The 24,414-nt window shown below is 72.3% G+C and carries 27 protein-coding genes; 16 read left to right on the top strand and 11 right to left on the bottom strand.

Annotated elements, in window-relative coordinates:
- Positions 1-229: 229 nt before the first annotated feature.
- The 3 genes from QMF80_RS00250 to QMF80_RS00240 are packed head-to-tail and all read left to right on the top strand — an operon-like array spanning position 230 to position 2,923.
- On the top strand, positions 230-1,174 hold the full coding sequence (locus tag QMF80_RS00250; RefSeq protein ID WP_283448436.1) for an ABC transporter substrate-binding protein: 945 nt from the start codon (positions 230-232) through the stop codon (positions 1,172-1,174).
- 34 nt (positions 1,175-1,208) lie between these two features.
- A complete protein-coding gene (locus QMF80_RS00245; protein ID WP_283448435.1) occupies positions 1,209-2,159 on the top strand; it encodes an amino acid ABC transporter permease in 951 nt (316 codons plus the stop codon).
- An 11-nt stretch (positions 2,160-2,170) separates the two neighbouring features.
- Positions 2,171-2,923 (top strand): amino acid ABC transporter ATP-binding protein, encoded by a 753-nt coding sequence (locus QMF80_RS00240; protein WP_283448815.1) that lies wholly within the window; start codon positions 2,171-2,173, stop codon positions 2,921-2,923.
- A 153-nt stretch (positions 2,924-3,076) separates the two neighbouring features.
- Here QMF80_RS00240 and QMF80_RS00235 read toward each other — a convergent pair whose 3' ends face one another.
- Positions 3,077-3,838 (bottom strand): class I SAM-dependent methyltransferase, encoded by a 762-nt coding sequence (locus tag QMF80_RS00235; protein WP_283448433.1) that lies wholly within the window; start codon positions 3,836-3,838, stop codon positions 3,077-3,079.
- Positions 3,839-3,932: 94 nt separating this feature from the next.
- Between QMF80_RS00235 and QMF80_RS00230 the strand changes: the two genes are divergently transcribed.
- The gene (locus tag QMF80_RS00230; protein WP_283448431.1) at positions 3,933-4,562 is read left to right on the top strand and encodes a CGNR zinc finger domain-containing protein; all 630 of its coding nucleotides are present in this window, start codon (positions 3,933-3,935) and stop codon (positions 4,560-4,562) included.
- On the opposite strand, the gene sodX is transcribed toward QMF80_RS00230, so the two are convergent.
- Positions 4,466-4,867: a nickel-type superoxide dismutase maturation protease gene (gene sodX / locus QMF80_RS00225; protein WP_283448429.1), complete on the bottom strand. Its 402-nt coding sequence runs from the start codon at positions 4,865-4,867 to the stop codon at positions 4,466-4,468. The genes QMF80_RS00230 and sodX overlap by 97 nt on opposite strands.
- A gap of 153 nt (positions 4,868-5,020) precedes the next feature.
- Between sodX and sodN the strand changes: the two genes are divergently transcribed.
- The 4 genes from sodN to QMF80_RS00205 all read left to right on the top strand — a co-directional run bounded on the left by sodN (position 5,021) and on the right by QMF80_RS00205 (position 7,640).
- Positions 5,021-5,416: a superoxide dismutase, Ni gene (sodN, locus tag QMF80_RS00220; protein WP_283448428.1), complete on the top strand. Its 396-nt coding sequence runs from the start codon at positions 5,021-5,023 to the stop codon at positions 5,414-5,416.
- Positions 5,417-5,770: 354 nt separating this feature from the next.
- The gene (locus tag QMF80_RS00215; protein WP_283448426.1) at positions 5,771-6,733 is read left to right on the top strand and encodes a zinc-binding dehydrogenase; all 963 of its coding nucleotides are present in this window, start codon (positions 5,771-5,773) and stop codon (positions 6,731-6,733) included.
- A 146-nt stretch (positions 6,734-6,879) separates the two neighbouring features.
- On the top strand, positions 6,880-7,089 hold the full coding sequence (locus QMF80_RS00210; RefSeq protein WP_283448424.1) for an RNA polymerase sigma factor sigma-70 region 4 domain-containing protein: 210 nt from the start codon (positions 6,880-6,882) through the stop codon (positions 7,087-7,089).
- Positions 7,089-7,640, top strand: a complete 552-nt coding sequence (locus QMF80_RS00205) for a Clp protease N-terminal domain-containing protein (RefSeq protein ID WP_283448423.1) — start codon at positions 7,089-7,091, stop codon at positions 7,638-7,640. Before QMF80_RS00210 ends, QMF80_RS00205 begins: the two co-directional genes overlap by 1 nt.
- Positions 7,641-7,800: 160 nt before the next feature.
- Here the strand turns inward: QMF80_RS00205 and QMF80_RS00200 are convergent, their stop codons facing one another.
- The 3 genes from QMF80_RS00200 to QMF80_RS00190 form a co-directional block, all read right to left on the bottom strand.
- Positions 7,801-8,712 (bottom strand): PadR family transcriptional regulator, encoded by a 912-nt coding sequence (locus QMF80_RS00200; protein ID WP_283448422.1) that lies wholly within the window; start codon positions 8,710-8,712, stop codon positions 7,801-7,803.
- Position 8,713: 1 nt separating this feature from the next.
- Positions 8,714-9,670 carry a DUF4097 family beta strand repeat-containing protein gene (locus QMF80_RS00195; protein ID WP_283448421.1) on the bottom strand — a complete coding sequence of 319 codons (957 nt, stop codon included), beginning with the start codon at positions 9,668-9,670 and terminating at the stop codon, positions 8,714-8,716.
- 545 nt (positions 9,671-10,215) lie between these two features.
- On the bottom strand, positions 10,216-11,157 hold the full coding sequence (locus QMF80_RS00190; protein ID WP_283448418.1) for a LysR family transcriptional regulator: 942 nt from the start codon (positions 11,155-11,157) through the stop codon (positions 10,216-10,218).
- A gap of 211 nt (positions 11,158-11,368) precedes the next feature.
- On the opposite strand from QMF80_RS00190, the gene snpA reads away from it, so the two are divergent.
- A complete protein-coding gene (gene snpA / locus QMF80_RS00185; protein ID WP_283448417.1) occupies positions 11,369-12,034 on the top strand; it encodes a snapalysin in 666 nt (221 codons plus the stop codon).
- A gap of 116 nt (positions 12,035-12,150) precedes the next feature.
- Here the strand turns inward: snpA and QMF80_RS00180 are convergent, their stop codons facing one another.
- The 4 genes from QMF80_RS00180 to QMF80_RS00165 all read right to left on the bottom strand — a co-directional run bounded on the left by QMF80_RS00180 (position 12,151) and on the right by QMF80_RS00165 (position 15,968).
- Positions 12,151-12,471: a dihydrofolate reductase family protein gene (locus tag QMF80_RS00180; RefSeq protein ID WP_283448416.1), complete on the bottom strand. Its 321-nt coding sequence runs from the start codon at positions 12,469-12,471 to the stop codon at positions 12,151-12,153.
- A 105-nt stretch (positions 12,472-12,576) separates the two neighbouring features.
- Complete coding sequence (locus QMF80_RS00175) at positions 12,577-13,161, bottom strand: GNAT family N-acetyltransferase (RefSeq protein WP_283448814.1); 585 nt, start codon at positions 13,159-13,161, stop codon at positions 12,577-12,579.
- A gap of 202 nt (positions 13,162-13,363) precedes the next feature.
- Complete coding sequence (locus QMF80_RS00170) at positions 13,364-14,533, bottom strand: family 2 encapsulin nanocompartment cargo protein polyprenyl transferase (protein ID WP_283448415.1); 1,170 nt, start codon at positions 14,531-14,533, stop codon at positions 13,364-13,366.
- A gap of 25 nt (positions 14,534-14,558) precedes the next feature.
- Entirely contained in the window at positions 14,559-15,968 is a 1,410-nt protein-coding gene (locus tag QMF80_RS00165; RefSeq protein WP_283448413.1) for a family 2B encapsulin nanocompartment shell protein, read from the bottom strand.
- 249 nt (positions 15,969-16,217) lie between these two features.
- On the opposite strand from QMF80_RS00165, the gene QMF80_RS00160 reads away from it, so the two are divergent.
- The 4 genes from QMF80_RS00160 to QMF80_RS00145 all read left to right on the top strand — a co-directional run bounded on the left by QMF80_RS00160 (position 16,218) and on the right by QMF80_RS00145 (position 19,822).
- Positions 16,218-16,670, top strand: a complete 453-nt coding sequence (locus QMF80_RS00160) for an RrF2 family transcriptional regulator (protein WP_283448412.1) — start codon at positions 16,218-16,220, stop codon at positions 16,668-16,670.
- Positions 16,671-16,827: 157 nt separating this feature from the next.
- Complete coding sequence (locus QMF80_RS00155; protein ID WP_283448410.1) at positions 16,828-18,024, top strand: globin domain-containing protein; 1,197 nt, start codon at positions 16,828-16,830, stop codon at positions 18,022-18,024.
- 201 nt (positions 18,025-18,225) lie between these two features.
- Complete coding sequence (locus QMF80_RS00150; RefSeq protein WP_283448408.1) at positions 18,226-18,825, top strand: N-acetylmuramoyl-L-alanine amidase; 600 nt, start codon at positions 18,226-18,228, stop codon at positions 18,823-18,825.
- A 79-nt stretch (positions 18,826-18,904) separates the two neighbouring features.
- On the top strand, positions 18,905-19,822 hold the full coding sequence (locus QMF80_RS00145) for a 1-aminocyclopropane-1-carboxylate deaminase/D-cysteine desulfhydrase (RefSeq protein ID WP_283448406.1): 918 nt from the start codon (positions 18,905-18,907) through the stop codon (positions 19,820-19,822).
- On the opposite strand, the gene QMF80_RS00140 is transcribed toward QMF80_RS00145, so the two are convergent.
- Together QMF80_RS00140 and QMF80_RS00135 are read right to left on the bottom strand one after the other, a co-directional pair.
- The gene (locus tag QMF80_RS00140; RefSeq protein WP_283448404.1) at positions 19,797-20,630 is read right to left on the bottom strand and encodes a hypothetical protein; all 834 of its coding nucleotides are present in this window, start codon (positions 20,628-20,630) and stop codon (positions 19,797-19,799) included. The genes QMF80_RS00145 and QMF80_RS00140 overlap by 26 nt on opposite strands.
- 101 nt (positions 20,631-20,731) lie before the next feature.
- A complete protein-coding gene (locus tag QMF80_RS00135; RefSeq protein ID WP_283448402.1) occupies positions 20,732-22,312 on the bottom strand; it encodes a Na+/H+ antiporter in 1,581 nt (526 codons plus the stop codon).
- A 55-nt stretch (positions 22,313-22,367) separates the two neighbouring features.
- On the opposite strand from QMF80_RS00135, the gene QMF80_RS00130 reads away from it, so the two are divergent.
- The 3 genes from QMF80_RS00130 (at position 22,368) to QMF80_RS00120 (ending at position 24,411) form a co-directional block, all read left to right on the top strand.
- The gene (locus QMF80_RS00130; protein WP_283448401.1) at positions 22,368-22,628 is read left to right on the top strand and encodes a UBP-type zinc finger domain-containing protein; all 261 of its coding nucleotides are present in this window, start codon (positions 22,368-22,370) and stop codon (positions 22,626-22,628) included.
- A gap of 215 nt (positions 22,629-22,843) precedes the next feature.
- Entirely contained in the window at positions 22,844-23,257 is a 414-nt protein-coding gene (locus QMF80_RS00125) for an ATP-binding protein (protein ID WP_283448400.1), read from the top strand.
- Positions 23,254-24,411 carry an RNA polymerase sigma factor SigF gene (locus tag QMF80_RS00120; protein WP_502962727.1) on the top strand — a complete coding sequence of 386 codons (1,158 nt, stop codon included), beginning with the start codon at positions 23,254-23,256 and terminating at the stop codon, positions 24,409-24,411. The genes QMF80_RS00125 and QMF80_RS00120 overlap by 4 nt, the downstream gene beginning before the upstream one ends.
- Positions 24,412-24,414 lie beyond the last annotated feature (3 nt).

Here is a 24,414-nt window from a genome sequence, read left to right as displayed (position 1 = left end):
AAACTCCGGCAAGAGGGCCCCCGTACGGGCCATAGTCCTGCCGCGATGCCCCGTACCCGCAGTGATGTGGGGTTCCCGGTGGCGCCCGTTATGCGATTTTGACCTGATGGGCATCCTGAATGCGTCAGTCCGAATGGCAAGATGCCGTAATCACACAAGGTCGCGACACTCGAAGGTGCGTGCCGGACCGCCACCGGATCCTTTCCACCCCCGTCGGAGGAACCAGCTCATGACCGCAAGCACCACCTGTCGTACGACCGCCGCCCGGTCCCGGTTCGCCGCGGTCGGCGCGATCGCGGTCGCCGGCGCCCTGATCCTCACCGGTTGCGGCGACCAGACCGACAAGGGCTCCGACACGGGAACGAAGACGAGCAGCGCCCCGCTGTTCTCCAAGCTCCCGAAGAAGATCCAGGACGCGGGCGTGATCAAGGTCGGCACGGACGCTTCCTACGCGCCCATGGAGTTCACCGACGGCGGCAAGGTCACCGGCGTCGACCCCGACATCGCCGAGGCGCTGAGCAAGCAGCTCGGCGTGAAGTTCGAGTTCGCCTCGGGCACCTTCGACGGTCTGATCACCTCGGTCTACACCGGCCGCCAGGACGCGATCATGTCGTCGATCACCGACAACAAGAAGCGCCAGGACGGCCTGGACGACAAGGGCAACAAGATCGGCAAGGGTGTCGACTTCGTCGACTACTTCAGCTCCGGCGTCTCCCTGCTGGTCAAGAAGGGCAACCCGCAGGCGATCAAGTCCCTCGACGACCTGTGCGGCAAGACCGTCGCCGTCCAGCGCGGCACGATCTACGAGGACACCTTCAAGGCGCAGGCCGACAAGTGCGGTGACAAGAAGCTCACCATCCAGGCCTTCGACACCGACGCCGAGGCGCAGACCCGTGTGAAGTCCGGCGGCGCGGTCGCCGACCTGAACGACTACCCGGTCGCCGCGTACATCGCGAAGACCACCGACGGCGGCGCCACCTTCGAGGTCGCCGGTTCGCAGAGCGACGTCGGCGTCTTCGGCATCGGCGTCTCGAAGGACAACACCCAGCTGCGCGACGCGCTCAAGGAAGCCCTCGACGCCATCATCAAGGACGGCTCCTACGGCAAGGTCCTGGAGAAGTGGAACGTCAAGGAAAGCGCCGTCAAGCAGGCCACTGTCAACGCCGGTCAGTGAACCGAAGCTCCACTGAAGGGCAAGGGCAGTCATCGTGACTGACAAGATCGAAAAGGGTCCGGCCGCAACCCCGCCGGCCGGACCCGGCGCCTCGGGCACCCCCTACGAGGCCATCAAGGCCATTCCGGTGCGGCACTACGGCCGCTATGTCAGCGGTGCGGTCGTCATCGCGCTGCTGCTGTGGCTGGTGTACGCCTTCTCGCAGGGCAACGTCGTCTGGAAGACCGTCGGAGACAAGGTCTTCGACCCCTCGATCATCAGCGGCCTCGGCAACACGGTCGTGATCAGCGTCACCTCCATGGCGCTGGGCCTCGTGCTCGGCATCCTCTTCGCGGTGATGCGTCTCTCCAAGAACCCGGTGACGAACTCCGTCGCCTGGCTCTACATCTGGTTCTTCCGCGGCACCCCGGTGTACGTACAGCTCCTGGTGTGGTTCAACCTCTCGCTGATCTTCCAGTACGTGAACCTCGGTCCGATCTACAAGAACGAGACCGTCGACCTGATGACCCCGTTCATGGTCGCGCTCCTGGGCCTCGGCCTGAACGAGGGCGCGTACATGGCGGAGATCGTCCGGGCGGGCATCCAGTCGGTCGACGAGGGCCAGAGCGAGGCCTCGCACGCGCTCGGCATGACCCAGCTGCAGACGATGCGCCGCGTGGTCCTGCCGCAGGCGATGCGGGTGATCATCCCGCCGACCGGCAACGAGTTCATCAACATGCTGAAGACCTCGTCCCTGGTCTCGGCGGTGCAGTACACCGAACTGCTGCGCGCCTCGTCGAACATCGGGTCCACGGCGGGCGCCGTCATGGAGATGCTGTTCGTGGCCTCCATCTGGTACCTGGCCCTGACCAGCGTGTTCAGCGTCGGGCAGTACTACCTTGAGCGCCGTTACGCCCGTGGCTCGCTGCGCTCGCTGCCGCCCACGCCGTTCCAGCGCCTGCGCAACAACCTGAACATGTTCCGCCGTACGGAGGTGGCGAAGTGACCGCCCAGCCGATGGTCAAGGCCGAGGCCGTCCACAAGTCGTACGGCGCCGCTCACATCCTGCGCGGCATCGACCTGGAGGTGGCCCCGCGCGAGGTGTTCTGCCTGGTCGGCCCGTCCGGCTCCGGCAAGTCCACCTTCCTGCGGTGCATCAACCACCTCGAGCGCATCAACTCCGGCCGTCTCTCGGTCGACGGTGAGCTGGTCGGGTACCGCCAGAAGGGCGACAAGCTCTACGAGCTGAAGGACAGCGAGGTCGCGGCCCAGCGCCGGGACATCGGCATGGTCTTCCAGCGCTTCAACCTGTTCCCCCACATGACGGCCGTCGAGAACGTCATGGAAGCCCCGGTCATGGTCAAGGGCGAGAGCAAGGCGGTGGCGCGCGAGCGCGCCGTCCGGCTGCTCGACCGGGTCGGCCTGGGCGACAAGGGCGGCAACTACCCCTCGCAGCTCTCCGGCGGCCAGCAGCAGCGCGTGGCGATCGCCCGCGCGCTGGCCATGGAGCCGAAGCTGATGCTCTTCGACGAGCCCACCTCGGCGCTCGACCCGGAGCTGGTCGGTGACGTCCTCGACGTCATGCGCGACCTGGCCGAATCGGGCATGACCATGATCGTGGTCACGCACGAGATGGGCTTCGCCCGCGAGGTCGGCGACAGCCTGGTCTTCATGGACGGCGGTGTGGTCGTCGAGTCCGGCAACCCGCGCGACGTCCTCGGCAACCCGCAGCACGACCGGACGAAGGCGTTCCTGTCGAAGGTGCTGTAGCCGCGCGAGCACACGGAAGGGGCGGTACGGGATTCCCGTACCGCCCCTTCCGCCATGTGCGGCGGACCTCAGCGTGCGGTGGACCTCCGGAGCATTTGGATCCCCTCCGCTGGTCCTAGTGCCGCGTCGGAGACGTCCCGCCGTCGTCCCGGTCTACCTCAGGCCGAGGACCAGGGCGTCGGACGGGGAGCGCCAGACCGTACGGGCCTCCGTGAAGCCCGCCCCGCGCAGGGTGCGGGCGTGCCAGGCGTCGTCCGGGGTGTCCCCGTCGGCGTGTTCGCCGTAGATCTCGTACCGCTTCTTCGTCGGCTCGGCGAGGACCGGGTCGGCGGCGGCCAGGGCCCACCATTCGGCCCAGTCGAGGACGCCCTCGGCGCGGGCCCGGTCCATGCCCGCGTGCCGGTGGGCGCGCTCGGCGGCGCCGATGAGGGGGCTGGACGGGTCGGGCATGTGGTCGGCGTTCATGAAGACCCCGCCGGGGCGCACCAGGGGTGCGAGCTGTCCGTACAGCACGGCCAGCCGCGGGCTGTGCAGCCAGTGCAGGGCAGTGGCGGTCAGGACCGCGTCGTAGGTGTCGTACGGGAGCTTCGCGGTCCAGTCGGGATCCTTGAGGTCCGCGGTGACGAAGCCGACCCGCCGGTCGCCCGCGAAGTACCCCTGGGCGATGGCCAGCAGGGCGGGGTCGAGGTCGACGCCCGTACTGGTGGCGTCCGGGAACCGTTTGAGGACCCGGTCCGTGATACTTCCCGTACCGCAGGCCAGGTCGAGGATCCGGGGGGCCGTGCCCACGGTCGCCTCGACCATGTCCAGCATGACCCGGAAGCGCTCCTCCCGGTCGGGCATGTACCACTCCTGCTGGCGGTCCCAGCTGTCCTGCCATGCCTGCCAGTCCGTACCGGTCGCCACATCCGTCATCCCGAACGCCTCCACACGTAATACCCTCGAAGGTGCATCAGCCGTTACCCGAACGGCACACCCGCACACTAATCCGCAGCCGTAAGGACTACAAGTGGAACTGGCCCATTACTCGGACTACGCCGTGCGTCTGGTGAACACCGAGGAGCCGTCCCGCGGCAAGGACTCGCTGACGTCGGCGGAGACCGCCCGAGCCCTGTTCGGCGCCAGCCTCCAGGACGCCCGCCGGGTCACCGACGCGGACGTCACCCGCTTCCGCAACGTGCGCGGCAGGCTGCGCTCGATCTTCGAGGCGGCCGACTCCGGCGACCGGGTCCTCGCGGTGGACCTGCTGAACTCGCTGCTGATGGAGTTCCCGGTGAGCCCGCAGATCTCCGGGCACGAAACGCCCGGACCGGACGGCGAGCCGCACTGGCACATGCACCTCGCCGACCACCCCTCCAACGCCTCGGCGGGCTACGCCGCGATCGCCTCGATGGGCCTCGCCTTCCACCTCACCGAGTACGGCGCCGACCGGCTGGGCCTGTGCCAGGCGCCGCCGTGCCGCAACGCCTACCTCGACACCTCCACCAACCGGTCCCGGCGCTACTGCTCGGACCGCTGCGCCACCCGCGCCAACGTGGCCGCCTACCGGGCCCGCAAGCGCGTGGAGGCGGAGGGGTCGGCGAAGAGCGGACGCACCGCGGCGGCCAGCCACGCGGCCCGGGCCGCCAGCGAGGTCTGACCGGGCTCCGGCGGGCGCAGCCGCAGCCGGGCGACGCCCAGCACCAGCTCGTCGGGGACCGTCCCGTAGTCCTCGCTGTCCCCGCTGTCGTTGAAGCCGTTGTCCCCGAGCACCCACCAGCCGCCCGGGCGGCGTTCGGCGGCGCGCTTGACGACGAGCAGGTCCTGCTGGAGCGGATGGCGCAGGACCACGACGTCACCGGGGCGCACCCGGCCCCCGTAGTGGATGAGCGCCCGGTCGCGCGCGTTCAGGGTGGGGGCCATCGAGGGCCCCTCCACCTCGACGATTCCGATCGGCACGTGCATGCGACACCTTCCCGCGTTCGTCCGTACATTCGCTCACCGACACCATCGTGACGCTGGACTTTTGTCCTAAGCCCACGGGGGCGCCCGCGAAATCCGCTTTCTCACGGAGTAATCTCCCCCTTGAGAAGACGATCACGAGGAGGACCCACTCCAATGCTTTCCCGCTTCTTCGCCCCCAAGGTGAAGGTCAGCGCCCACTGCGACCTGCCGTGCGGCGTCTACGACCCTGCCCAGGCCCGCATCGAGGCCGAGTCCGTCAAGGCCGTGCAGGAGAAGTACCAGGCCAACGACGACGCGGACTTCCGCGCGCGCGCCATCACCATCAAGGAGCAGCGCGCGGAGCTCGCGAAGCACCACGTTTCGGTGCTGTGGAGCGACTACTTCAAGCCGCCGCACTTCGAGAAGTACCCGCAGCTGCACACCCTGGTCAACGACACCCTGAAGGCCCTCTCGGCCGCCAAGGCGTCGAACGACCCGGCGACCGGCCAGAAGGCCCTTGAGCTCATCGCGGAGATCGACAAGATCTTCTGGGAGACCAAGGCCGCCTGATCACCCTGGTGATCGGACCGGACCGCACGGTCCGCGCACAGAGGGGCCCGGTCGCGTTCCCCCCCCCCCCCCCGCCCCTCTGTGTTCAGCTCTGCGTTCAGCCCTCCTGGCCCCCGTGCCGGGAGGGGTGTCATGCGGTTGCCTGGCCTGAATCGTACCGTGGTTTCTGGCCAGTGAATGACGTTCCGGATCAGTGCCGGATACACGCAAGAGCACTGCTCAAGCGGGTAGTTGAGTGAGGACCTAGGGTTCCGTTCGGGAGCTTCGGGCTACGGCCGACGTGATCCGAAAGACAGGCCGCGCACCCCGGGAACCCTGGCGGCGGCGACCTACTGGACGGTAGCGTCTGGCCGCATGTTCGCTGCCTACGCCGCCCGAATCGACCGTGACCAGCCGCTGAGCGGCCTCGAGCTGGGCGAGCGCCCGGCGCCCGAGGCCCGGCCCGGCTGGGTGACCGTGAACGTCAAAGCCGCCTCCCTCAACCACCACGACCTGTGGTCGCTGCGCGGAGTCGGCCTCGGCGAGGAGAAACTCCCGATGATCCTGGGCTGCGACGCGGCCGGGACCGACCAGGACGGCAACGAGGTCGTCCTGCACTCCGTCATCGGCCAGAGCGGCCACGGGGTGGGACCCGACGAGCCGCGCTCGATCCTGACGGAGCGCTATCAGGGCACCTTCGCCGAGCAGGTCACCGTCCCGGCCTGGAACGTCCTGCGCAAGCCCGCCGAACTGTCCTTCGAGGAGGCCGCCTGCCTGCCGACGGCCTGGCTCACCGCCTACCGGATGCTGTTCACCAACGCCGGTGTGCGGCCCGGGGATTCGGTCCTCGTACAGGGCGCGGGCGGCGGGGTGGCCACCGCCGCGATCGTGCTCGGCAAGGCGGCCGGGCTGCGGATGTTCGCGACCAGCCGGGACGCGGCGAAGCGCGCGCGCGCGGTGGAACTGGGCGCGCTGGAGGCGTACGAGCCGGGCGCACGGCTGCCCCGCCGGGTGGACGCGGTGATCGAGACGGTGGGCGCCGCGACCTGGTCGCACTCGGTGAAGTCCCTGCGGCCCGGCGGCACTCTGGTCATCTCGGGCGCGACGAGCGGTGACCGGCCCGCGCACGCGGAGCTGACCCGGATCTTCTTCCTGGAGCTGAAGGTGGTCGGCTCGACGATGGGGACGAAGGACGAGCTGGAGGACCTGCTGTCGTTCTGCGCGGCCACGGGCGTCCGCCCGGTCATCGACGAGGTGCTGCCGCTGGACCGGGCGCGGGAGGGCTTCGAGAAACTGGAGTCGGGCGACCTGTTCGGGAAGGTGGTCCTGACGGTCTGACGACCACCGGCGGCCCCTGCGGCTGCCCCTGGCGGTCCGACGCGGGTGCCGCCGGGTCCGGACGCGGGGGGCGCCGCCGGATCCGGACCACGCCCTCGACGTCAACTCGGGTTGACACGCCTCCCCCGTCAACCTAAATTGACAGCATGACGGAAGCAACCGATCTCGCCGAGCGGGCCGGCGACCGTGACCCGCGGGTAGGCCTGCGTGCCGTGGCCGCCCTCCGCAGGCTGCTGGAGCAGCTGGAGGCCGTACAGGTGCGCGGTGCCCGCCTCCAGGGCTGGTCCTGGCAGGACATCGCGGCCGAGCTGGGTGTCAGCAGGCAGGCCGTACACAAGAAGCACGGGAGGCTCTGATGTTCGAGAGGTTCACGGCCGAGGCGCGGGACACGGTCTCGGGCGCGGTCACGCAGGCCCGGAGCACCGGGGCCGCCCGGGTCACCGAGGAACACCTGCTGCTCGCCCTGCTGGAACTGGGCGCCCTCGACCCGCTGGGCGTGGACCGCGCCTCGGTCGCGGCCTCCCTGGCCGAGGCGCGGCGCCGGGGCGGCATGTCGAAGGCCGACGAGGAGGCCCTGGCGGGCCTGGGCATCGACCTCTCCGAGATCATCGCCCGGGTCGAGGAGACCCACGGCGAGGGTGCGCTGGCCGCCGCGGGCGGCGGGACGCGCGGGGGCCGTCTGCGCTCGGCCCTGGGAGAGGGCGGCGGTCACGTCCGCTTCGGCCCGGGTGCGAAGAAGACCCTGGAGCACGCGCTCCGCATCGCCGTGGGCCGCCGGGACAAGAGCATCACCCGGACCCACCTCCTGCTGGCGCTGCTCTCCGCCCCGGGCCCGGTGGCCGACGTCCTGACCGCCCACGGCGTCACCTACGCCCGTACGGAAGCGGCCGTCCCGCCCGCCGCCTGAACCACGCGCCGAGCTCCGGCCGGAGCCGCCCCGGGGCGGTGAGGACCGGGGGCGGTGAGGACCGGAGGCGATGAGGCCCGGGGGCGGTGAGGCCCGGAGCCGGGCGGCGCGTCCGGGTCCCGGCCGGGCTCCGCGCCCGGCTCCGCGTCAGCCGCCCGCGTCAGCGGGGGACGCGGACCGTGGTGGTGATGCGGGACGCGGCCGTGGCGAGGTCGGCGCGGATCTCCTTCAGCTGGGCCGCGCTCAGACCGTGATCGCGAGCCGCGTCGCGCACCTCGTCGCGGAAGCGGTCGAGCAGCCGGTCCAAGTCCCGGGCCGGGTCCTCCGTGGGGCCCAGGTCCTGCGCCCAACCGGACTCGGCGGCCCGCGCCCCGGCCCCGTCGTGGGTGGCGGCGGAGCCCAGCCAGACCCCCGCCAGGCTGCCGATCCTGTCGGTGAACTCCGAGAGCCCCTCGCGGACCCCGGACTTCGCGAACTGCTCCTGCAGCTGGCCGGCGATCCGCTGGACCTCCTCGCGCGCCCGGTCCTGGGCCTCCTTCGCCTGGCGGCGCGCCTGCTGGGCCTCCTCGCGGGCCCGGCGGCTCTCGTCCTTGGCCCGGCGGGCCTGTTCCTTCCACTCCTGGCGGGCCCGGCGCAGTTCCTCCTTGGCCAGCCGCCAGGTCTCGTCCTCCAGCGGGGTGTCGGACGCGGAGGCGGCGGCCGCGGCCCGCATCTCGCGCCGCAGGTCGCCCGCGGCGCCCCGGACGTCGTCGCGCATCTCGGCGGCCAGTTCGGAGACCGAGTCACGGATCTCCAGCTCCAGGTCCGCCAGTTCACCGCTGCGGTCGGCCAGTTCGGCCCGGCCCGCCTCGGTGATCGAGTACACCTTGCGCCCGCCCTCGGTGGCGTGCGTGACCAGCCCCTCGGCCTCCAGCTTGGCCAGCCTCGGGTACACGGTGCCCGCGGAGGGCGCGTACAGCCCCTGGAAGCGCTCCTCCAGGAGGCGGATCACCTCGTAGCCGTGCCGCGGGGCCTCGTCGAGCAGCTTCAGGAGGTAGAGCCGGAGGCGGCCGTGGGCGAAGACGGGCGGCATGTCAGAGCACCTTCTTGTCGAGTTCGAGGGGGGCGGAGGAGGCGTCGGTGTCGGCGGGCTCGCGGCGCAGCAGCGCGATCGAGCCGGAGACGGTGGTGGCGCGCAGCGTGCCGGTACCGGCGCCGAGGGTCCCGGTGATCCGCTTGGCGCCCAGCTGGCCGGAGATCCGCAGGTCCTCGAAGGCGTTGGAGACCCCGCCGGTGGCGGTGTTGGCCTCCACCCGGGCGTCGGTGGGGTGCGGAAGGCGGATCGCGACCTGGCCGGAGACCGAGTTGAGCGCGATGTCCACGGGCTGCGGGGCGGCCGGATCCGGGTCGAGGTCGAGGAGCATGTCCCCGCTGACCGAGTCCGCGCGTACGCTGCCGCCCGCGCCGTCGACCACCGTCAGGCCGCCGGAAAGGGAGTGGAAGCCGAGGCTCCCGCGCAGGGCCTGGGCCTCCACGGCGCCGGAGACGGTGTTGGCCTTGACGGTCCCGGACAGCCCCACGAGGGTGGCGTCACCGGACACGCCGTTGACATCGGTGCCGCCCGCGATGCCGGAGACGAAGGCGGTGGCGCTGACCGTCGCGACCTGGACGTGGCTGGCGGCGGGGAGCGTCAGCGAGATGACGGCGCTGCGCTCCCAGGCCTTGCGGCCCCCGCCGCCGCCCTCGCCCGCGCCCTCGCCGGAGGCGGAACCCGAGCCGGTCCAGGCCTTCCACGGCTTGCTCTCGAACCACTTGCGCAGGTTCTGGGAACCGTTCCAGGGCAGGTCCTCGTAGGAAATGGTGAGGGTGCCGCCCTCCTGCACCACGTGCAGCGGCGGTCCGGACACCTCGCCGACCTCCAGCTTCGCGGGACCCTCGGCGGCGACGACGTTCACCGTCCCGCCCACGACGCGGACGCGGAGCTCGGTGACCGGCTCCTCGAAGGTGAGCTGCTGGGGTTCGGCGATGGACCAGGTCGTCTGGTGTGCCATGGTGCTGATCCTCCTCGGGCGGAGCGCGTGGGTGCCGGGGTTCGGCGTGACGCAACATATCGCGTCTTCTCGTTAACACGATATATCGCGGTTGCCGGAAGTCAAGCGACTCCGCTCCTCCTGCGGCCCGGCACCTCGGCGCCGGCGTCGGCGCGACCTGGCCGGTGGCGGGCCTGCGGTGGGAGCCGGGCGGGACCGGTTTTCGCGCTCGCGTCGGGGCTGCGGAGGTCCGTCGCGTACGGATGGGCCGCGGACGGGACCCCGCACGGCGGCCCGGGCGCCCCGCGGACCCTCGCCGTCCGCCTCGGCCCGGACCCCGTACTCGACCTGGAGGAACTGCAGCACCTCACCCGCCCCGACGAGGCCGCCGACGACGGGACCCGGCTGTTCGGGCCGATCGCCCCGCCGGCCCGGGCCGGCCTGTCGCCACCCGCCGGGCTGTCCCCCGGCGAGCCCGCCGACCGGCCGCGGGAGGCGGGCCCGGCCTAAGCCCCGCCGACGCAGGGCCCGCCGACGCAGGGCCCGGCCGCCGCGGTCCCGTCGGGTCAGGCCGCGTCCGCCTCCAGCAGGGGGCTGGCGTGGTGGTGGAGCCAGGCGCGGTACGGCGGGGTACCGAGGGCCGCCTCGCGGTAGGCGGCGCGCAGGTCGTCGTAGACCTCCGTGCCCGCCCCCGGCCCGGTCGCCAGGAGCAGCCGTACCGCGAGCGGGTCGCCGTACAGCGGCCGGATCGCCATGTCCTCGCGCGGCCCCGCGGTCGGCTGGCAGGGCGCGACGGCCTCGCCGGAGACGATCAGCGAGGCGGCGGTGTGATAGTCGGCGTGGAGCACGGCGGGCCGTAGCCCCGCGCCCGCCAGGACCCGCCGCAGCCCGTCCCACTCGCCGTCCACCGACGGGTCCACGGTCCACCGGTCGGCGGCGAACTCCCGCAGCTCCACCACCGGTTTGCGCGCCGCCGGATGGTCCCGCGCCATGGAGACGAACTGCGGTTCGCGCTCCATCAGCACGCGCACCTCCAGCCCCGGCGGCACCCGTAGGGGGAACCCCTCCACCTCGTGCACGAAGGCCACGTCGAGCTGCCCCGACGCCACCATCCGCAGCAGCGCGTTGGCCGATACGTCGACCACCAGCGAGGTCTCGGTGTCCGGCAGCCGCCGGTGCAGCCGACGCAGCCAGCCAGGCAGCGCGCGGCTGGCGGTGGAGCCGATGCGCAGCCGGGGCCCGTGCGCGAGCGCCCGCGCCTCGGCCACCAGGGCCGCCATGTCCTCCAGCAGCGGCCGTGCCCGGCCGAGTACGGTCCGGCCGAAGGGCGTGGGCCGGCAGCCGGTACGTTCCCGCAGGAACAGCTCACCGTCCAGGGCCCGTTCGATCCGGCGCAGTTGGGTCGTCAGCGAGGGCTGGCTCACCCCGAGCTGCCGGGCGGCCTTGTGCAGGCTGCCGGCGTCGGCGATGGCGCACAGCGCGCGCAAGTGCCTCACCTCGAGCTCCATGACCCGAGAGTAGGGCGGTCCTCGTGGAGCGCACCAGCCACTGATAGCCCCCCGAATCCCGCCATTCTCACGGAAGTTGCCGTTCCGAAAACCTGCCGATAGCCCCGCGCTATCGGCCTCTGACATCATCCCCAGCCCGCTCCGGCTCCCGCAGACTCCGGTACCGAACGACCATCCCCACCCCCCGCACCGGATGAGCAGGAGCCCCCACATGCGCCACTCCCGCAGGACCGCGCTCGCTTCCGTCATCGGACTCGGACTCGCCACCGCCCTCGGTGTCCTGCCCGCCGCCAGCGCCAGCGCCGCCCCGGCCGCCGCCCCCACCGGCAGCCCCGCCACGTTCTCCGCCTACGAGCGTTCGCAGGAGAACGCCAACGCCAACCGGGCCTTCTTCGAGGCCGTCCAGCGCTCGGTCGCCGAGCAGCGCGCCGCCAACCCCGGTCTGCGGGCCGTCACGGTCACCTACAACACCCTCAGCGCGCCCAGCTTCCGCAGCCAGATATCCCGCTCCACGCAGATCTGGAACTCCTCGGTGGCCAACGTCAAGCTGCAGGAGGTGTCCTCGGGCGGGAACTTCGCGTACTACGAGGGCAACGACTCGCGCGGCTCGTACGCCAGCACCGACGGGCACGGCCGGGGGTACATCTTCCTCGACTACGCGCAGAACCAGCAGTACAACTCCACCCGCGTCACCGCCCACGAGACCGGGCACGTGCTCGGCCTGCCGGACCACTACTCGGGCCCGTGCAGCGAGCTGATGTCGGGCGGCGGTCCCGGCACCTCCTGCCAGAACACCAACCCGAACTCGGCCGAGCGCTCCCGCGTGAACCAGCTGTGGGCCAACGGCATCGCCGCGGGCCTGGACACCAAGGGCTGATCCGGCCCCACGCCCCCACGGGAACGGCCCGGGTCCCCGCCAGGGATCCGGGCCGTTCCGGCGTGCCGTGCGCGCGCCCGCGTGCCGTACGCCGCCCGTACGCCGCCCGTACGCCGCTAGCGGGTGACGGAGTACGAGGTGACGACCCGGCCCCCGCCGAGGGCCTTGACGCCGGTCAGCTCCAGCCGGCGCACCCCGAAGCCCGCCCGCGACATGGGCATTCCGGTGCCGACGACGACGGGGCAGGTCTTCACGACGTACTCGTCGATCTCGTCCGCGAGCTGCCCGGCGAGGTCGGCGCCGCCGCACAGCCGGATGTCCATGCCGTCCCGGGACTTGAGTTCGCGCACCTGCGCCACCAGGTCCCCACCGAGCAGCCGCACCCGCGGGTCCGGCGGGGCCGCGAGGGAGCGGGAGACGGCGTACCGCTCGCGCATGTGGCCGTACGGGCTGGTGACGCCCGCCTTGAAACCGGGCTCCCAGGTGATGCGGTCGCGGCCTTACCCGACGCGGCCGTGCGTCGTGCGGCCGCGCGGCCCCGCTCAGCGCGGCTTGCGCCACATGGGCCACATCAGCGGCCCCTCCGGCAGCTGGACCGGCGTCCCCGTGAACTCCCAGCCCATCCGCTCGTAGAGGCGCATGCTGCGCTCGCTGCTCGCCTCCAGGTACGCCGGTACGCCGTCCCGGTCGCAGCGCTCCAGCACCGGCCGGATCAGCTCGCTGCCGAGGCCCTCGCCCTGCCGGTCCGGCGCGACGGCGATCATCAGCAGGTACTCGTGCTCCTCGGACGTGGGGTGCACCTCGCCGGTGAGCCGTCCGACCAGCTCGCAGCGCTCGTTGCCCGGGTCGGCGGCCTCCCGCATCCGGGCCGGGATCTCGTCCTCGCCCTCCGGCTCACCGGCCGGGATCCGCAGCCACAGCGCCGCCGCCGAGCCGTCCGCCGCGAGGTCGATCCGGCCCTCGGCGAGGGCGACGTCCACGAAGACCCCGAGGAACGTGCCGTGGACGGCGCGCCGGTGTTCCGGATCGGGGAAGACCCAGCCGCTCACCGGGTCGTCGAAGAACGCCACGTCGAGCAGGCGGGCCACCGCGTCCCGGTCCGCCGGCCCGCCGGAACGTATCTCCATGATCGTCTCCGCACCCATCGGCCTCACCTTTCATCACGCGCCGACCCTCGTCAACGGCTGTGCGTGATCCTAAAGTTGGCCCCGGACATGCGGAAAGACCGGTTCCGGCACCATGCGGTACCGGAACCGGCCTCCCGGACATCCGTCCCGTCAACGCGTCCCGCGCGTCACGCCCGTCAACGCGTCCCGCGCGTCAGTCCCGTCACCGCGTCCTGCGCGTCACGAACTCGGCGAGGGCCAGCAGCCCGCCCACCGCCCCGGGATCCGGCACGGCCCGCGCCAGCTGCTGCACGGCCCGGCCCATCCGGTCGGCGGCATGGGCCTGCGCCCAGTCCCGCCCGCCCGCGCGGTCCACCGCGTCCGCGGCGCGCCGTACGTCGTCGGCGTCCATCGGGCCCGCGTACAGCGCGGCCAGTTCCGCGCCCGCCGCGCTGCCCGAGGTGAGGGCGGCGACGACCGGCAGGGACTTCTTGCGGGCGTGCAGGTCGGCGCCCGCGGGCTTGCCGGTGTGCTCCGGATCCCCCCAGATGCCGATCAGGTCGTCGATCAACTGGAAGGCCAGTCCCGCCTCCCGGCCGAACGCGTCCATCGCGTCGACCTCCTCGGGCCCGGCCCCGGCGTACAGCGCGCCGAGCGCGCACGCGCACCCCAGCAGCGCGCCGGTCTTGGCCATAGCCATGTCGAGGCACTCGTCGAGCGCGACGTGATCGCGCCGCTCGAAGGCGATGTCCGCCTGCTGTCCCCCGCAGAGTTCGATGACACAGGCCGCGAGCCGGGCCGAGGCCCGGGCCGAGGCGGGGTGCGGGTCCTGCGCGAGCTGCTGGAGCGCCAGCGCCATCATCGCGTCCCCGGAGATGATCGCGTCCGGTATCCCGAACACGGTCCACGCCGTGGCTCTGCCGCGCCTGCGCGCATCCTCGTCGATCACGTCGTCGTGCAGCAGGGTGAAGTTGTGCGCCAGTTCCACCGCGACCGCCGCGGGTACGGCGTCCTCGGCGCGGCCGCCGAGGGCCTCGGCGGAGGCGAGGACCAGGGCGGGCCGGATGGCCTTCCCCGGCTGGCCCTCGGCCGGGCTCCCGTCGGCCCGCTCCCAGCCGAAGTGGTACATCGCCACGCGCCGCATCGAGCCGGGCAGGCTCTCGACGGTGCGGCGCAGGCGCGGGTCGACCGTTTCCCTGGTGCGGGCCAGCAGAACCGCGGCCTCCTGCCCGTCCCCGGCGGCCGGCCCGTCGCCCTCCCCGTGCCCGTCCCCGGCGGACGGCCCGTCCTGCGCGCACGGTCCTCCGGCGGTCGGCAGCCCGTCGACGGCCGCCGGTCCCCCGCCGCCGGTCGGCACTCCCGCGCCGACCGGCCTCTCCTCGGTGGCCGTCATCCCGCCGCCTCCCCCGGGCGCCCGCTCAGCGCCAGCGCCCGATCTCGACGTTCTCCAGCACACCGAGCGCGTCGGGCACCAGCACGGCGGCCGAGAAGTACGCCGTGACCAGGTAGGAGATGATCGCCTGCTCGCTGATCCCCATGAAGCGGACCGACAGGCTCGGCTCGATCTCGTCCGGGATCCCGGGCTGGTGCAGGCCGATCACACCCGCGTTGTCCTCACCGGTACGCATGCAGAGGATGGAGGTCGTACGGGCGTCACTGACCGGGATCTTGCTGCTCGGGAAGATCGGCACCCCGCGCCAGGACGGCAGCCGGTGCCCGCCGACGTCGACCGACTCCGGGTACAGGCCGCGCTTGTTGCACTCGCGGCCGAAGGCGGCGATGGCCTTGGGGTGCGCGAGGAACATGTTGGACCCCCGCCGCATGCTGAGCAGCTGGTCCATGTCGTCGGGGCTGGGCGCGCCGTCGTGCGGCTGGATGCGCTGGTCGTACTCGGCGTTGTGGAGCAGGCCGAAGTCGGTGTTGTTGAGCATTTCGAATTCCTGGCGCTCGCGCAGCGCCTCGACCGTGAGCCGCAGCTGCTCCTCGGTCTGGTTCATCGGCTGGTTGTAGAGGTCCGCGACGCGGGTGTGCACGCGCAGGACGGTCTGGGCGATGCTGAGTTCGTACTCGCGGGGCCGGGCCTCGTAGTCCACGAAGGTGCCGGGCAGGACGGCCTCGCCGCTGTGGCCCGCGGAGAGGTCGATGGCGGCCTCGCCGTGCTTGTTGGTGTCGTGCGCGGGCTGGGAGCGTACGCGCTCCACGTGCGCCCGCAGCGAGTCCACCCGGTCGGCCAGCAGCTGGAAGTCCTGGCGGGAGAGGACCAGGGCGGTGCCGGAGGTGGCGGCGCGGGCGGTGTACTCCCAGATCGCCTCCTCGTCGGTGAGGGCGCCCTCGCCGAAGTAGGCGCCGTCGGCGACGGTGCGCAGGACCGCGTCCTCGCCGTAGGGGCCCGGGCCGATCTGGTCGACGCGGCCGTGGGCGAGCAGGAACACCTGGTCGGAGGTGTTGCCGAAGGAGGTCAGCTCCTGGCCGGCCTCGAAGTCGATCTGCTGGCAGCGCTGTGCGAGTTCGGTGAGGACGTCGAGGTCCTCGTAGTCCCGCAGCAGGGGCAGTTCGCCCAGCTCGGCCGGGATCACCTGGACCTGGGTGCCGGTCTTGATGAACTCCACTCGGCCGTCGCCGACGGAGTAGCTGAGGCGGCGGTTCACCCGGTAGGTACCGCCCTGCACCGCGACCCACGGCAGCATCTTCAGCAGCCAGCGCGAGCTGATCTCCTGCATCTGCGGCTTGGACTTGGTGGTGGTTGCCAAGTTCCGCGCGGCTGCTGTCGCGAGACTGCGCTGCGGCTGAGGCTGGGCCTCGGACTCGGAACCTGCCTGGACCGACATGTATTTCCCTTTCGATCACTCCATGGGTCTGCGGGACGGAAGCTTTCCAGTACGTTGCGTGGTGGGACCATTACACAAAAGGGTGGGACTACTCCTTCCGGGGGATGGGCACTCTCTTGAGTTCCCCTGCGCCCCGCCCTGTCCCCGGAACCCACCTGTTCCGGCCACCTCGCGGACCCGCCTCCCCGCACCTGCCAATGTGCCGCCCGTTAATTTGCCTATCAGATGCAAGTTTCCTAGGGTGACGGCATGCGGCTCACCCGATTCACCGACCTGGCACTGCGCGTCCTGATGCGCCTCGCCGTCGAGGAGGCGGACCTCCCCACCACCCGCGAGGTGGCGGCCGCCATGGAGGTTCCGTACACCCACACGGCCAAGGTGGTCGCGAAGTTGCAGCACCTGGGGCTGGTCGAGGCACGGCGCGGCCGGGGCGGCGGGCTCACGCTCACCGCCGCCGGGCGCTCGGCGTCCGTCGGCGGGCTCGTGCGCGAGCTGGAGGGCGCGGGCGACGTCGTGGACTGCGACGGCGCGGCTCCGTGCCCCCTGCGCTCCGCGTGCGTCCTGCGCGGCGCGCTGCGCCGGGCCCAGGAGGCGTTCTTCGCCGCGCTGGACCCGCTGACGGTGGAGAGCCTGGTGGCGGCGCCGACAGGCCCGCTCCTGCTGGGCATCGGCGGGGTCGGGACCCGGACGCTGGAGCGGTAGCGCCGCTGGCCGGTATCGAGCGGCCGTCCGGCCGTCGGGGCCGACTCCGAAAGGGTCGTTCGAACATGATTGCGCGTCACCTCAGGACCTCCGCACGGCTTTAAATGTGACTTTCAGATGCCAATTCAGATCGACCAGACGAACACGAGGTGTCCAGGTGCTTTCCGAGAAGTCGACCGCGACCGTCCGCGCCACCCTGCCCGCCGTCGGGGCGGCGATCGGCGACATCACGGAGCTGTTCTACGAGAAGCTGTTCGAGGCCCACCCGGAGCTGCTGCGCGACCTCTTCAACCGCGGCAACCAGGCCGCGGGTCTCCAGAAGCAGGCCCTCGCGGGCTCCATAGCCGCGTTCGCGACCCACCTCCTCGCGCACCCCGACACCCGCCCCGACGTGATGCTGCACCGCATCGCCCACAAGCACGCCTCGCTCGGCGTCACCCGCGAGCAGTACCCGGTGGTCCGCACCCATCTCTTCGCGGCCATCGCCGAGGTGCTCGGCGAGGCCGTCACCCCCGAGGTGGCCGAGGCCTGGGACGAGGTCTACTGGCTGATGGCCAACGCCCTCGCCGCCCTCGAGGACCGCCTGTACGCCGGGGCGCGCGTCGCCGCCGGTGACGTGTGGCGGGAGTGGACGGTCAGCGGCCGGGCCGAGGAGACCGCCGACTGCGCCTCCTTCCGGCTGACCCCCGCCGACGGCGCCCCGGCCCCGGAGTTCAAGCCCGGCCAGTACGTCTCCGTCCAGGTCGCCCTCGCCGACGGCGCCCGCCAGATCCGCCAGTACAGCCTCACCAACGCCCCCGGCTCACCGCAGCTGGCGATCACCGTCAAGCGGGTGCACGGCCCGGCCGCCCAGGGCCCCGACGGCGAGGTCTCCAACCACCTGCACGCCCACGTCCACCCCGGCGACCGGCTGCGCGTCTCGGTCCCCTACGGCGACCTGGTCCTCCAGGACTCCGGAGCACCGCTCCTGCTCGCCTCGGCCGGCATCGGCTGCACCCCGATGCTGTCGATGCTGGACCACCTCGCCCACACCGGTCACACGGCTCCGGTCACCGTCGTCCACGCCGACCGCTCCCCGGCCGACCACGCCCTGCGCACCGAGCACCGGGCGCTGGCGGGCAAGCTCGCCGACTGCGAGGCCCTGTTCTGGTACGAGGAGGCGCCCGAGGCCGGTGACCGCGCGGGCCGGGTCGACCTGAGCGACGTACCGCTCGCCCCGGGCACCCGGGCCTACCTGTGCGGACCGCTGCCCTTCATGCGGGCGACCCGCGAGCAGCTGCTCGCCAAGGGCGTCGCGGCCGCCGACATCCACTACGAGGTGTTCGGCCCGGACCTGTGGCTCGCCACGGCGTGAACCGGGTGACGGACGGGGTGCGGGGGACGTGAGCGCCGCAAGGGGTGCGAGGGGCGGCCGGGGCCAATGGCCGGATCCGCTCGCACGGCGCTCGCACACCGTACGAGCGCCGTAGCCGCCGCGGGAGCACCTCCGCTACACCCGTGGCGTAACGGGACGGACACGGAAGGTGACCGTCCGCGCACCGCGAAGGAGGCGTTCATGGCCGCACCCATGTCCGCGGACCGGTTCCTCGGGGCACTACGGGGCGAGGAGCTGACCGTCGTCGAAGTCGGGTCCTGGCGCACCCACAACCGCAACCACAAGGGCCCCTGGGGGCCGGTCAACGGGGTGATGATCCACCACACCGTCACCCACGGCACGGACCGCACCGTGGCGATCTGCCGAGACGGCTACAGCGAACTCCCCGGCCCGCTGTGCCACGGGGTCATCACCAAGGACGGCAGGGTCCACCTCGTCGGATACGGCCGCGCCAACCACGCGGGCGCGGGCGACGCGGACGTCCTGGCCGCGGTCGTGGCCGAGAAGGCCCTGCCGCCGGACCACCACGCGAACACCGACGGCAACAGCCACTTCTACGGCTTCGAGTGCGAGAACCTCGGCGACGGCGACGACCCGTGGCCCGAGGTTCAGCTCGACGCCATCGCCCGCGCGGCGGCGGCCGTCTGCCGGGCGCACGGCTGGACGGCGCGCTCGGTGATCGGCCACCTGGAATGGCAGCCCGGCAAGATCGACCCGAAGGGCTTCACCATGGCGTCGATGCGCGAGCGCGTCGCCGAACGCCTGAAGGCGGACTCCTGAAGGCCGGACTCCTGAGGTGACCGCCGGGGGCGCGGGGCATGGCCGATCACCACGCGCCCCCGGCGGACACAATGGGCGGGTGGACCGTTCCCCGAACCCCGACGCGCTGCTCCGGCCCCGGCCGCCCTCTCCGCTGCGAGAGATCCGCGACGAGCGGTTCGACCGGTACGGCGTCCGGCTGCTGCTCAAACGCGACGACCTGGTCCATCCCGAGCTGCCCGGCAACAAGTGGCGCAAGCTCGCGCCGAACCTGCGGGCCGCGGTCGAGGGGGGCTTCCCGGAGCTGGCCACCTTCGGCGGGGCGTACTCGAACCACCTGCGGGCCACCGCCACGGCCGGGCGGCTGCTGGGCCTGCCCACCCTCGGCATCGTGCGCGGCGACGAACTGGCGGGCCGCCCGCTCAACGACTCGCTCGCCCGGTGCGCGGCGGACGGGATGCGGCTGCGCTTCGTGACCCGCGCCGAGTACCGACGCAAGGCCGAACCGGAGGTGCTGGCCCGGCTGCTGGCGGCGGCGGGCGCCGGAGCCGCGTACGTCGTCCCCGAGGGCGGCAGCAACGCCCTCGCCCTGCACGGCTGCGCCGGACTGGGCCGGGAACTGCGGGGCCGCTGCGACGTCGCCGCGGTGGCCTGCGGTACGGGCGGGACCCTGGCCGGGCTCGCGGCGGGTCTCGCGCCCGGGCAGCGGGCGCTGGGGGTCCCGGTGCTGGCGGGCGGCTTCCTGGCCGGGGAGATACGTTCCCTCCAGCAGGCGGCCTTCGGCGGCCCGGCCGGGCGGTGGACCCTGGCGGAGGGCTTCGACCACGGCGGCTACGCCCGGATCCCCGCCGCCCTGGAGGCCTTCGCCACCGGGTTCGAGGACCGGCACGGGCTGCCGGTCGAGCGGATCTACGTCGCCAAGCTGCTCTGGGCCCTGGCGTCCCTCACCGAGGCGGCCGCCTTCCCCCGCGGCACCACCCTGACCGCGGTGATCACCGGGCGCCCCGCGGCGGTCTGACCGCGCCCGCCCCCGCGCCGGGTCGCGTACGCCGCCAGTACCAGCGGGTCGCCGAGAGCAGGGCAACCCCGTAGCCCGCGAAGGCGGCGAACCCGATCCACCCCACCAGCAGCACGGCGCCGGTCGAGTGGAAGTCCCCCGTGCGCACGGTGACCACCCCCGCCTGGGCCAGTACCAGGTAGCCGAGCCCCAGCAGCCCGTACGGCACCAGCGTCCCCGCCCCGATCAGGGCCGGGGTCAGCACCAGCCACCGCGGCAGCCGCGGCCCCCACGGCCGGAGCAGGCAGAACAGCAGCAGGATCCCGGCCAGGGCCAGCAGCACGGTGCCGTCCAGGCCCCACCACTCCAGCGTGAGCCACAGCCCCGAGGCGCCGTTGCGCTCGGAGGCGGCCAGCACCTCGTCGCCGCGGACCCCCGCGAAGGTGCCGCCGAGCGCCCAGTGGAGCTTCATCGCGATGTACGGCAGGAAGCTCACCACTCCCACGTACCCGGTCCACCGCCCGGGCCGGACGGGGACGGCGGCCCGCTCCCGGCCAGGCTCCCGGCCCGCGGCCACCGCGGTCCGTACGGCCCCCGCCAGCCCGAGCGCATGCACGGCGGCGCCGAACCAACTGTCGACCCCCTGCCCGAAGAGCAGCCCGACCACGTCCATCAGCAGGGTGCACCCCGCCGCCGCGAACAGCCCGCACGCCACCCACAGCGGCGGCCGCCGCCCGGCCGGGACCCGCCCGGACACCGTCACCGCCAGCACGGCCAGCGCCGCCACCAGCAGTCCCGCACTCAGCGCACCCGGCGCGTCAACCGTCATGCCCCGAGACTCGCGGCGGGCGCGCCGCCGCGCGTCAGCCCCCGGGGCCATCCGTCTCCCCCGCGCGGGGGGGCAGGGCACGCCCTCCCGGGGCAAAACACCTAAGGCGCGTCCTCGCGGTAGGCCGCCGCCTCCTCCAGGTCCAGGCGCCGCAGCAGCGCCCGCAGCATCTCGTCGTCGATGCGCCGGGCGTCGCGCAGGGAGACGAAGACCTCCCGCTCGGCCGCGATCATCTCGCGCGAGAGGCGCCGGTAGACGTCGTCCGCCGACTCCCCCGTCACCGCGTTGACCTCGCCGAGGCGCTCCCAGATCGCGTTGCGGCGCCGCTCCAGCACCGTCCGCAGCCGTTCGGCCAGCGGCGGCGGCAGCGCGTTCTCCGGCGCGGCCAGCAGCTCGGCCAGCCGCTCCTCCGCCGCCCGCGAGGCCTCGCTCTGGGCCTGCGCCTCGGCCAGGGTCTCCGCGTGCGTGTCACGCGACGGCAGTTTCAGCAGCCGGATCAGCGGGGGCAGGGTCAGCCCCTGCACCACCAGCGTGCCGATCACGGTCGTGAAGGTCAGGAAGAGGATCAGGTTCCGGTGCGGCACCGGAACCGGCACCGAGAACGCGATGGCCAGCGACACCACCCCGCGCATCCCGGCCCACCCCACGACCACCGGAGCCTTCCAGTTCGTGTCCGGTTCCCGGCCGCGGATGCGTTCCGAGAGCACCCGGGGCAGGAAGGTGGCCGGGAAGACCCAGGCGAACCGTGCGAGGACCACCGCCAGGAACACGGCGAGCGCGTACCAGGCCGCGTCCAGGCCCTCGTACTCCGCCAGCCCCTTGAGGACCACCGGCAGCTGGAGGCCGATCAGCGCGAACACCACCGACTCCAGCACGAAGGCCACCACCTTCCACACCGCCTCCTCCTGGAGCCGGGTGGCGAAGTCGACCTGCCAGTTGCGGTGCCCGAGGTAGAGGGCGACGACCACCACGGCCAGCACCCCGGACGCGTGCACCCGCTCGGCCGCCGCGTAGGCGACGAACGGGATCAGCAGCGACAGGGTGTTCTGCAGCAGCGGCTCCCGCAGCCGCTTGCGCAGGTGGTGGATCGGCACCATCAGCACCAGGCCGACCCCGACCCCGCCCACCGAGGCCAGCAGGAACTCGGTCACGCCCTCCGTCCAGCCCGCGCCGACGCCGACGGCAGCGGCCAGGGCCACCTTGTAGGCGGTGATCGCGGTGGCGTCGTTCACCAGGGACTCGCCCTGGAGGATGGTCGTGATCCGGCTCGGCAGCCCGAGTTTGCGGGCGATCGCCGTGGCCGCCACCGCGTCGGGCGGGGCGATCACCGCGCCGAGCACCAGCGCCACGGGCAGCGACAGGCCCGGCACCACCAGGTAGGCGGCGTAGCCCACGGCGAGGGTCGCGAAGAGCACGTACCCCACCGAGAGCAGCGCGACCGGCCGGAAGTTCGCCCGCAGGTCCAGGTACGAGCTGTCCACGGCCGCGGTGTGCAGGAGCGGCGGGAGCAGCAGGGGCAGCACGATGTGCGGGTCCAGGGCGTACGACGGCACGCCCGGGACGTAGGCGGCGATCAGCCCGGCCGCGACCAGGAGCAGGGGCGCCGGAATCGGCGTCCGGCGGGACAGCCCGGCGATGGCGGCGCTACCCGCCACCAGTGCCACCAGCGGCAATACCTCCATCGAAGATCCATTCTCAGTCGTCCCGCACCCGCGCCGTCGTCGTACGCTGGCCATCATGAGCGAGTGCACGCATGTTCCCGAACTGCCGCGCCCCGAGCCGGTCCCACATGCCCTGACCTGCCCGGAATGCGAGGTGCTGGGCAGCCACCCGGTGCAGTTGCGGCTGTGTCTGGTGTGTGGGTACGTGGCGTGCTGCGATTCCTCACCCCACCGGCACGCGACGGCACACTACGAGTCGACCGGTCATTCCGTGATGCGGAGCTTCGAACCGGGCGAGTCCTGGCGATGGTGCTTCGCCGACGGTTCGATCGTCTGAGGTGGGGTAGGTCAACCCTCCGCCGGTTCCCCCGATTTGGGCCCGCAGACCCCTAGCCACTGTGTGTACCTGTTGACCTACCATCAGTCACTGGCCGTAGGTACGGGTGCTCCGAGGGTGCACTGCTGTCGGTCCGCGAGGGGTGCCGCGACACAATCACCCGGATCGCGATAGCGTCACCGGCGAACACAGCTCGTACCACCTTGGAGGTGAGGGTGTCCCAGATCGCAGGCGAGCCCGGGACCCAGGACTTCGTGGAAGTCCGGCTGCCGGCTGCGGGTGCCTACCTGTCGGTGCTGCGTACGGCCACGGCCGGACTCGCGGCACGTTTGGACTTCACCCTCGACGAGATCGAGGACCTCCGCATCGCGGTGGACGAAGCCTGCGCGATCCTGCTCCAGCAGGCCGTGCCAGGATCCGTCCTCAGCTGCGTCTTCCGATTGGTGGAAGGCTCACTGGAGGTGACCGTCTCGGCGCCGACCACGGACGGACGTGCGCCCGAGCGCGACACGTTCGCGTGGACGGTGCTGTCGGCGCTGGCCGGCAAGGTCGAGGCCACGGTCGAGGAGGACCGCACGGTCAGCATCAGTCTCTACAAACAGCGCGGCGCGGGACCAGGCCCGGCGTGAGCGGCGGGGAGACCCCGGTGCGGGGCGGGGAACGGCCCCGAGTACGGCACGAGGTCGACGGCGGCATCCCGGAGCAGCAGGACGCCCGCCCGCACCCGGCCGAGGCGGATGCGGAAGACGGCTTTTCGGACTCGGCGGAGCGACGGGCGGGCCCTATGAGCGAGACCCAGCAGGACGAGCCGCAGCGGCACGAGCCACGGGAGGCCGCCCCGGAGGCGGTCACCCCCGTGGCGCGGGGCGCGTCGGCGGACGGCGCGCTGACGGACGGGGCGCCGGTGGACGGCGCGCTGGCCGAGGGCGCGTTGGCCGACGCCGCGATGGCGGAGATCGCGGCCGACATCGCGGCCGACATCGTGGCCGAGCCCGAGGAGGTTCGGGAGGTCCGCGACACGCGCGACCCGCGCGACCGCAGCGCCGCCCGGGCCCTCTTCATCCAACTCCGCACCCTGCCGGAGGGTTCCCCGGAACGGGCGGAGTTGCGCAACCGGCTCGTCCGGATGCACCTGCCGCTGGTCGAACACCTGGCGCGGCGGTTCCGCAACCGGGGCGAGCCGCTGGACGACCTGACCCAGGTGGCGACGATCGGCCTGATCAAGTCGGTGGACCGGTTCGACCCGGACCGCGGGGTCGAGTTCTCGACGTACGCCACTCCCACGGTCGTCGGCGAGATCAAGCGCCACTTCCGCGACAAGGGCTGGGCGGTACGGGTCCCCCGGCGCCTCCAGGAGCTGCGCCTCGCGCTGACCACGGCCACCGCGGAGCTGTCGCAGCAGCACCAGCGCTCGCCCACGGTGCACGAACTGGCGGAGCGCCTCGGGATCTCCGAGGAGGAGGTGCTGGAGGGTCTGGAGTCCGCCAACGCCTACAGCACGCTCTCGCTGGACGTGCCGGACACGGACGACGAGTCCCCGGCGGTCGCGGACACACTGGGCTCCGAGGACGAGGCGCTGGAAGGCGTCGAGTACCGCGAGTCGCTCAAGCCGCTGCTGGAGGGGCTGCCGCCGAGGGAGAAGCGGATCCTGCTGCTTCGGTTCTTCGGGAACATGACCCAGTCGCAGATCGCCCAGGAGGTCGGCATCTCGCAGATGCACGTCTCCCGGCTACTGGCCCGCACCCTGGCCCAGCTGCGGGAGAAGCTCCTCGTCGAGGAGTAGGAG

Origin of the sequence: Streptomyces sp. G-G2, from assembly GCF_030063135.1 — a bacterium.
Classification (GTDB): Bacteria; Actinomycetota; Actinomycetes; order Streptomycetales; family Streptomycetaceae; genus Streptomyces.
The sequence above is the reverse complement of the archived record's forward strand: the minus strand, read 5'-3'. Positions and strand labels throughout refer to the sequence as shown.